This window comes from Myxacorys chilensis (assembly GCF_059505265.1).
Window position 1 is genome coordinate 1 of record NZ_JCACKG010000126.1, and the last position, 8,626, is coordinate 8,626.

The 8,626-nt window shown below is 48.3% G+C and carries 10 protein-coding genes; 7 read left to right on the plus strand and 3 right to left on the minus strand.

Annotated features, from left to right (window positions below; all coding sequences use genetic code 11):
* Window positions 1-75 precede the first annotated feature (75 nt).
* Together AC5JLB_RS09855 and AC5JLB_RS09860 are read right to left on the minus strand one after the other, a co-directional pair.
* Entirely contained in the window at window positions 76-372 is a 297-nt protein-coding gene (locus AC5JLB_RS09855; RefSeq protein ID WP_495873658.1) for a hypothetical protein, read from the minus strand.
* 81 nt (window positions 373-453) lie between these two features.
* Entirely contained in the window at window positions 454-990 is a 537-nt protein-coding gene (locus tag AC5JLB_RS09860; protein ID WP_495873659.1) for a phycobiliprotein lyase, read from the minus strand.
* 210 nt (window positions 991-1,200) lie between these two features.
* Here AC5JLB_RS09860 and AC5JLB_RS09865 point away from each other — a divergent pair, with 210 nt between their 5' ends.
* A complete protein-coding gene (locus tag AC5JLB_RS09865; protein ID WP_495873660.1) occupies window positions 1,201-2,145 on the plus strand; it encodes an ABC transporter ATP-binding protein in 945 nt (314 codons plus the stop codon).
* Window positions 2,138-2,911: an ABC transporter permease gene (locus AC5JLB_RS09870; RefSeq protein WP_495873661.1), complete on the plus strand. Its 774-nt coding sequence runs from the start codon at window positions 2,138-2,140 to the stop codon at window positions 2,909-2,911. The genes AC5JLB_RS09865 and AC5JLB_RS09870 overlap by 8 nt, the downstream gene beginning before the upstream one ends.
* Before the next feature lie 52 nt (window positions 2,912-2,963).
* On the opposite strand, the gene AC5JLB_RS09875 is transcribed toward AC5JLB_RS09870, so the two are convergent.
* Complete coding sequence (locus AC5JLB_RS09875) at window positions 2,964-3,605, minus strand: TetR/AcrR family transcriptional regulator (protein ID WP_495873662.1); 642 nt, start codon at window positions 3,603-3,605, stop codon at window positions 2,964-2,966.
* 118 nt (window positions 3,606-3,723) lie between these two features.
* Between AC5JLB_RS09875 and AC5JLB_RS09880 the strand changes: the two genes are divergently transcribed.
* From AC5JLB_RS09880 to AC5JLB_RS09900, 5 genes are all read left to right on the plus strand, one after another.
* Entirely contained in the window at window positions 3,724-4,161 is a 438-nt protein-coding gene (locus tag AC5JLB_RS09880) for a DUF5367 domain-containing protein (protein WP_495873663.1), read from the plus strand.
* 34 nt (window positions 4,162-4,195) lie between these two features.
* Complete coding sequence (locus AC5JLB_RS09885; RefSeq protein WP_495873664.1) at window positions 4,196-4,873, plus strand: GAP family protein; 678 nt, start codon at window positions 4,196-4,198, stop codon at window positions 4,871-4,873.
* A 280-nt stretch (window positions 4,874-5,153) separates the two neighbouring features.
* Window positions 5,154-6,314, plus strand: coding sequence for an ABC exporter membrane fusion protein (locus tag AC5JLB_RS09890; RefSeq protein ID WP_495873665.1), 1,161 nt, complete (start codon window positions 5,154-5,156; stop codon window positions 6,312-6,314).
* Between the two features lie 69 nt (window positions 6,315-6,383).
* Window positions 6,384-7,622, plus strand: a complete 1,239-nt coding sequence (gene devC, locus AC5JLB_RS09895; protein ID WP_495873666.1) for an ABC transporter permease DevC — start codon at window positions 6,384-6,386, stop codon at window positions 7,620-7,622.
* A gap of 23 nt (window positions 7,623-7,645) precedes the next feature.
* A complete protein-coding gene (locus tag AC5JLB_RS09900) occupies window positions 7,646-8,356 on the plus strand; it encodes a DevA family ABC transporter ATP-binding protein (protein WP_495695163.1) in 711 nt (236 codons plus the stop codon).
* Window positions 8,357-8,626: the final 270 nt, after the last annotated feature.

Sequence of the window (8,626 nt, forward strand, 5' to 3'; positions counted from 1 at the left end):
GCTGAAACCACACTCCTCCAGTATCGCAAAATCCACACGTCTAGAACACGACCAATTTGCACCAAGTTTCCAATTTCAAGTAGCAACCGTCGAGCTTTGAACTCGGAACTCTAGGCTTTGAACTTGGAACGTGAGGCTTTGAACTCGGAACGTGAGGCTTTGACCTTGAAACTCCAAGCTTTGAACTCGGAACTTCAAGCTTTGAACTCGGAACGTGAGGCTCGAAACTCGGAACTCCAAGCTTTGAACTCGGAACTCCAGGCTTTGAACTCGGAACCTCAAGCTCGGAACTCGGAACTCCAGGCTTTGAACTCGGAACTCCAGGCTTTGAACTCGGAACTCCAGGCTCGGAACTTCAAATTTGGAGTTCACGATTAGAGTGCTGACAATCGAATGCCCCCATCCCCTACTAGGGAATGGAGGCACTCTTGCACATCTGCAACCGTAACCCAATTAAGCGAGCCGTTTTTCCAGATATTGACCGATCATCTGTTGTTCGCCCAAGCGCGAAATAATCGTCTGACGGGTGCGATATTTATCACCCACTAATTTCAATTCTTCTTCAAACACAGAACCCTGATACTCTGTCCGTAAGCATAGTGTGTCAGGATTAGTGAAATAAAATCCAGCCGTTACTGGTTTAGGGGTCGCAAAGCCGCGATCGCGATATAGCATCGACCCAATGACGCCAAACAACGTTGAGCCTTTCGACTCTTTGCGTCCCGACACCGAATTTTCGCTGTCCCAAGTCACCGCCGCTCCGCACGTCATCGCATCAAGATCCTCCAATCCGTGCAGTTGAGCTAACCGAATTAATTCAGGACAGCCTGGCTCTAAAAAGCGAGCCGTGATCAGGCTGTTCATTTCTTTAACTTCGCCATCAGGCAAGGTGTAATATCGCCGCTCAGAGCGCCACTGCCCCGCTGAACGTCGAAAGAAATCAGCAATCAGAACATCGTCTGTTTTAGAAGAAAAATCTAGGGATATCACGAGAACCGCTCCTGAAAGATCGTAAGAGAGAGTAGTGAATCGAGCAGTAAACTTATGCACAAAACATAGCCACCTGCACAACCTAAGCGATATATTGTAACGTTTATTAATATACTTCTAAATTTTCAAACCATCAACGCACCAGAGGATGAAGTTTCTGTCTGTCATGATAGAGACAAAACATCTCACCTTTAACTCAGATCAGAATCGATGCACGTTTTAGAAGTTCAGTCTCTTCAGAAAAGCTATCGCTCGTCCGGCAAAGTGGTCGAAGCGGTGCGAGATGTTTCCTTCAGCATTTCTGCTCAAGAGGTGCTGGCGTTTTTAGGGCCGAATGGAGCCGGGAAAACGACCACAATTAAGATGATCGCCGGGTTGATTGTGCCCGATCGCGGCTCGGTCGATATTGCCGGACGCGATCCGCACCGCAATTCGAGGGCGCTGCGATCGCTCGGAGCCGTTCTCGAAGGCAACCGCAATATCTATTGGCGACTCACGCCCGAAGAAAATCTGGAGTATTTTGGCGTATTGCGGGGGTTGAGCGGTCGTGTGGCACGGCAACGGGCACGAGGATTACTCGATCGCTTTGAGTTGTCGCACAAACGCAAAACTACCGTTCAAACGCTGTCGCGAGGAATGCAGCAAAAGCTAGCGATCGCGGTTGCCCTGATTCACGAACCCCAGCTGCTGCTGCTCGATGAACCCACCTTGGGACTCGATGTAGAAGCAACACAGACAGTCAAACAATTGGTGAGAGAAATCGCGCAAGAAGGACGAGCGATTTTATTAACAACGCACCAATTAGATTTAGCAGAAGAGTTGTCGGATCGGGTGGCAATTATCAATAAAGGAAAAATTGTCGCGCAAGAAAGCACAGCTGATCTAATTCGTCAATTCTCTGGAACGGTCTACCAGATTGAATTAGAGGAAGAAATAAACCGGAGTTTTTTGGAGGTTCTTGGACAAGAGCGGACTACAAAACTTCAGTCGCTCGGCGCAATCCTTGAGGGCGATCGCATTTACGTTCGTGAAACTGAACTGTTGTATCAAGCGTTAGAGATTTTGAACCCGCTTGCGATCGCTCGCATCGAAAAAGATCAAGCTAATCTAACTGACATTTTCTTAAAATTTATTCGTGAGGAGCATCATGCTTGAGCTATTTATCGCCCAACTCAAGTGGAGTTCGATTCAATACCGACGCTATGCCAGCGAAGCGATCGGCGGCGTTATCGCTCTAACCGCAACGTTTTATGGACTATTTCTCAGTGCTAGCTATATTGGTGGCGGCGGTGTTCAGTTTGGCGATCGCTTAGATTCGGTGATCGTTGGTTATGTTCTTTGGTCGCTGGTAATCTTTATTATGGGGGGCATTCCTGGCACATTGCAGCGCGAAGCTCAAGTAGGAACCTTAGAGCAACTGTTTATTTCGCCGTTCAATGCTACTCAAATTCTGTTGTTTAGAGCGATTGGCGATCTAATCATTCAGACGTTTCTCATTTCAATCGTTCTGTTTGTTATTATGCTGACCACTGGACGTTGGCTATCCTTTTCTCCAGCGTTGATTCTGCCATTTATAAGTGTTGTGCTAGGCGCGTATGGCATCGCCTTTGCAGCGGGAGGATTAGCGTTGATTTTTAAAAGCATTCAGCAATTGTTAGGTATTTTCAACTTTGCGCTGCTATTTTTACTCACGATTCCAACTGAGACTTGGAGCGGGACTCAGCAGGTGTTGGGATGGATTTTACCCATGACGACAGGAGCGGGATTGTTGCGAGATCTAATGGCGCGATCGCAGTCTTTAGACCTCTCCCTGCTTGGATTAGCGCTGGCAAATGGATTGATTTATTTCGCGATCGGCGTCACTTTATTTCGATGGGCTGAGCGAGAAACCAAGCGTAGAGGCAAACTCGCGGGATATTAAGGTTTTGATCTCAACCCTAATCCACTCTATAGTGGAGCGCACTTTGCCAGTATCAATCTGAAAAATACTGGCTTAAGTACGCAATGAGTAGTTTCTTAGTTTCCACTAGAATTTGTTGCCGGAAACTGTGATCGCGAGTCAGCGACAGAATCTCCAGCACGCTTGCCACCTCAACGCTCACCGTCGCAATTAGATCTCGTTGACCTGTCTCTAGTAAAGGATTACGGACTTCAAAAAAATCTGATAGCTGCTGTACGATTTCTTGGTTAAAAGCTGTATCCATCGTCAGAATCTCTGTAGTAAGCAAGCGAGATTGAACAAATACGGCTCGGTATCCAGGATTGTCTACAACGAATTGATCAAAAGCATCAATCAAATGATTAATGTAGTCCTCAAGCGGCAGGTGAACGGTTTCATCGGTATGCAGGGCTGCAAATAGTTCCCTTAACTGGTTGAAATAGCGATCGGCTAAGGCATGAAAGATCGCTAACTTGTCCGGAAAGAAGCGGTATAGCCCGCCGACCGAAGTATCTGCTCGCGCTGCAATGTCATCGGCTGTCACAGCATCGTACCCAACTTCAGCAAATAATTCTGCTGCGGCATCCAAAATTCGGTCAAACCGCTCTCGACTTCGCGCTTGTTTTGGGAGTCGCCAACGAGGTTCTTGAGGTTCTTGATCAGAGGTTTTAGCCATATCAGAGTTTCAGCCATTGCTCAAATTCGAGTTGACAAACGCGAGGTTGTTCTCGTATCTTGAAATTGCGAGGTCAATCTCGCGTTTTTAGTTTACTTCACTTTTATTGGAGGAAACGATGCAAGCTGTAACGAAGGAAGTAATGACGGAGAGCCGCGATCGTCGCATCTCCTACGGGTTCTTTTTCGGCATGAGTTTTCTGATCTGGTTGACGGCAACGGTGGTACTACGGTTGTGGGGACACACCTTTTTTATTCCCGATAGCAATTTGAGCATGGTCAGTAGTTTTCTGTTCTCCCTAACCTGTCTACCACTGTTGGTGTACGCGATTTTTCAGTGGAAAAAAGTACCACCGTATCAGCGCCAAGAGGCTGCCATTTGTTTGGCAATTCCAGGAATGCTGCTGGATGTTGTGACGACCTACTTTTTCGCCCAGGCTTTTCCCAATGTCCTACCGACTGCCGATGGTGTGTTTGGCGCATGGCTGCTGTGGGGATACGCGATCGTCTTGTTAACGGGCTTGATTACTAGCCGTAGCAAACAACAGATTGTCTAAGAGCGTGTAGATGCTAGCAGGAGGAGCTTTAAGAATGTCATTTTTGGGTAATCTTGTCGCGATCGCAGCAATCGATAGTCTTAACCCAACGGCAACTGCAATGCAGGTTTATTTATTAACAACTCCCAAACCTGTTGTGCGATCAGTCGCTTTTATTGCTGGCATCTTTTTATTGTATTGGACGGTTGGTGTGCTAGCGACCTTTGGGTTGACTCAATCGATCACATCCGTGTTTGGCGCTCTGGGTTGGTGGCTGTATGTCATTCAGTTTGTTCTGGGAATTACCTTACTTTGGGTGAGCTATACGCTTAATCCATTTCACTCAAATCGATCAAAAAATCAACCTCGTTCGCTACATCCAAGTTCGCTACATCCGATTCGGAGCTTTCTGTTGGGAATGAGCATCACGCTTTTAGAAGCTCCCACAGCCCTTCCCTATCTTGCTGCGATCGAACGTCTTGCTCGTGCTCAGTTAAGTCTGCTTCATTTTGCAGTAATTTTGGGCATCTACAATTTGGTTTTCGTCGTCCCCTTAATTGGGCTACTCTGCATCTACCTCACACTGCAAGAGAAAAGCGCCAAAGTATTGCGACAAGTTAGCCAAGCGATCATTAAGTGGTCACCTAAGGTTCTGCAAATACTGCTGTTTGGAATGGGTACTTTGCTCGTAGCGGACTGCATTGCTTATGCTCTAAGTCGTCCACTTCTATAGCGATGACCAACCTAGCGGACTGTCGAAAACGGCTTATAGTGTTGAGAAATCTCTAGCAGTCGCTGACTAGGAACGCGCGATCGCATCTCTATCTATTGCGATCGCTTTGATTAGCAGAGCAATCTGCTTTACATTTAGACACAAAGAACTCATAAATGGGTAGTATGAAGATTCTTCGCATTTTGACGCTGCAACCTTTGAAGTGAAGGAGCGTTAAAGAGCGTGATTCACTTCTGCCAACTCAACCTCACAACTCAGTTCCCTGTTTCCGAAGGCTGCTATGAGTGCTAAATCGTTTTTGAAGCCAACTAGCGTACGACTGGTTCTAATTGGCTCTGCTATCTCCTTAGCCCTCGCTGGCTTCGGCATTTTTTCCTACGTCAATCGTCCTTCACCCCCATCAGATCCTCCAACGTCTGCGTCCCCAGTCCCCGACGCGATCAGCGCTTTAGGACGGCTAGAACCTGAAGGCGGCGTTCTCAAGATTGCGGCTCCGGCTGCCACGTTTGGAGGCAGTGTTGGCGGGTCACGAGTGGCGCGAATGCTGGTCAAAGAAGGCGCACAGGTCAAAGCCAATCAGCCCTTAGCGGTGATCGATAACTATGATTCTCTCGTGGCGTCAGCCATGCAAGCAGAAGCCCAAGTCAAAGAAGCTCAAGCCCAGCTTGCACAGGTTCAAGCGGGAGCAAAGCAAGGCGATATCAACGCGCAACGTGCCACCGTTTTGAGGGTAAACGCCGAATTGCCAAAGGCAGAGGCAGATTTTCAGAGAGCCGACGCCGAATATCGCAAAGCAAAATGGGACGCCGAGCGCTATCAGCAACTGTTTCAATCTGGGGCGATTCCAGAATCAGAGTTGCGCGATCGCGTCCTGACGCTAGAAACGAAAGAAAAACAGCGACAGCAAGCTCAACAAGCGATCGCGCAGGCAAAGCTCGAACTTGAAGGTGCAAGACAAACCCTCAATAGCGTGTCAGAAGTCCGTCCTACTGATGTGCAGCAAGCCGAAGCTAAGGTTCAAGTCGCGATGGCAACGTTGCAGAAAGCGAAAGCAGATTTGAACAATGCGATCGCGCGTGCGCCCGTCGATGGTCAGGTACTCAAGATTCATGCTGACCCCGGAGAAGTGATTGGCGATGACGGCATTTTAGATCTCGGTAAAACGAGCCAAATGTATGTGGTGGCTGAAGTGGATGAAACCTACATCGGTAAGGTGAAGGTTGGGCAGCGTGCCAAAATTACAGGCTATGCGTTTCCGGGTGAGATCGAGGGAACAGTGGAACGGGTTGGATTGCAAGTGAGCAAAAACGCTGTTCTCAGTACCGATCCGGTCGAGAAGACGGACACTCGCATTGTCGAAGTCAAAATTCGGCTCGATAACAGTAGCGCGGTTGCGGGACTGAGTAATTTACAGGTTAAAGTCGCCATTGACGATGCTTAGATGCCCAATAGACGATCGCGCTTTCAACGGGAAGACTCAAACGATTTGAACCCTCGGTTCCATTAACCCATGTTCGCTATTCCTCTTGCCTGGTTACAACTAAAGCGTGAAAAAATCCGGCTACTCGTTGCCTTAGCGGGTATCGGTTTTGCCGTGATTCTAATGTTCTTGCAGCTTGGCTTTCAGGATGCTTTATTCGATAGCGCCATCACCTTCCATCGCAATATTGAAGGTGATATTTTTCTGGTCAGTCCCCAGTCAACCTCTCTAATTGCGATGAAGAGCTTTCCAGAGCGGCGACTTTATCAGTCGCTTGGCTTTTCTGGAGTGAAATCGATCAGTCCCATTTATATTGGCTTCGGGATTTGGAAAAATCCCTTTTGGGAAGGTCCGCCAACGTCTCAAACTCGAAGTATTTTAGTGATCGGCACTGTTCCCGGAGATAATATTCTCTCTCTGCCAGGGATTGATGAACGCCAAGCACAACTTCGTCTAGCAGACGTTGTTTTATTTGACAGCGCTTCTCGGGCTGAGTTTGGTCCCGTCCCTGCCAAGTTCGAGGCACTGCAAGCGGGCGATTCACCAATTAGAACCGAGGTAGAAAGCCGCCGCATCGAAGTCGGTGGAATCTTCACGATGGGGGCATCATTCGGCGCAGATGGCAACTTGATCACAAGCGATCTCAACTTTCGTCGCATTTTTGCTTCGCGTCAGAAAGACTTGATTGATATTGGTGTGATTCGGCTGGAACCGGGTGCAGAGTTGCTAACCACGCTAGAGCGCTTCAAACAAAATTTGCCAGGAGAATTGAGGATCGATCCAAAGAAAACTCCTGAGCAAGCGAAAGAAGATTTTGTTGTCGGGGATGTGCGAGTGTTATCGAAAGCAGCATTTGTGGCAGTCGAGCAAAACTACTGGAAAGAGAGCACCGCGATCGGCTTTATTTTTACCCTCGGAGCCGCGATCGGGTTTGTGGTCGGAACGGTGATTGTCTATCAAATTCTCTACACCGATGTTGCCGATCACTTAGCCGAATACGCCACGCTGAAAGCGATGGGATATCGCAATCGCTATCTCTTGTCGGTCGTGTTTCAAGAAGCGATCATCCTATCGATCATGGGATTTATCCCAGGTTATATTCTCTGCATTGGGCTTTACACTCTGACTCGCAATGCGACTGCCCTGCCGATCGCGATGACTCTAGCCCGGAGCATCACCGTGTTGTGCCTGACTGTTTTGATGTGTAGTATTTCGGGCGCGATCGCGGTTCGCAAAGTCCAACAAGCTGATCCTGCCGACATTTTCTAAGTTGCCGCTTTTAAGTTGCTGTCATGTCAGACATTCCTTCAGACATTCCTATTGTTGAAATTCAGAACGTCAATCACTCGTTTGGTTCGGGGCGGTTGCGGAAGCAGATTTTGTTCAATATTAACGCCACGATCAAACCAGGCGAAGTCTTGATCATGACCGGACCATCAGGATCAGGTAAAACAACTCTGCTCACTCTAATTGGAGCATTGCGCGCGACTCAAGAGGGCAGCCTCAAGGTGCTGGCTCAAGAACTGAGAGACGCGCCAGAGAGCAAACTCGTCGAATTGCGCCGCAACATTGGTTATATTTTTCAGGCTCATAACCTGCTGAATTCGCTGAAAGCTTGGCAAAACGTGCAGATGTCGGTCGAACTACACCCAGAGGTGTCTAAGCAGGACTCCCGTGCAATGGCAGAAGAAATGTTAGCGGCGGTAGGGCTGCGAGAGTGGGTCAACTACTATCCCAGCGAACTCTCAGGCGGACAAAAACAGAGAGTTGCGATCGCGCGTGCCCTTGTCTCTAAACCCAAACTCGTCTTGGCGGACGAACCAACCGCTGCGCTCGACAAAAAATCGGGTCGCGATGTGGTGGAAATTATGCAGCGCTTAGCGAAACAGCAAGGCTCTGCAATCATTCTTGTGACTCATGACAATCGAATTCTAGACATTGCCGATCGCACGTTACACATGGAAGATGGATATTTAACGTCTCTCGATGCTGCTCCGCTCTAGTGGTCTCTCGGAGTGATATTGAGGGATGAGAGGGCAGTCTATGTAGACCTGTCGTTGGACTTGGAGTTGAAGCTGATCAGCAGGTTTACAACATTGCCGAATGAGAGATGAAACGAAGATAACGTTACTTCATCCCTCCTCGCAAAGCCGACCGAAGGCTGCCCTCATCCGTACCTCGACCAAGTACTAGTGGCCAGTCGTCACGTAAAAAGAAAGGTAACTACTCAGGCTGAAGATTCAGGGAAATGGGACGTCCTAGAAATAGCTGTT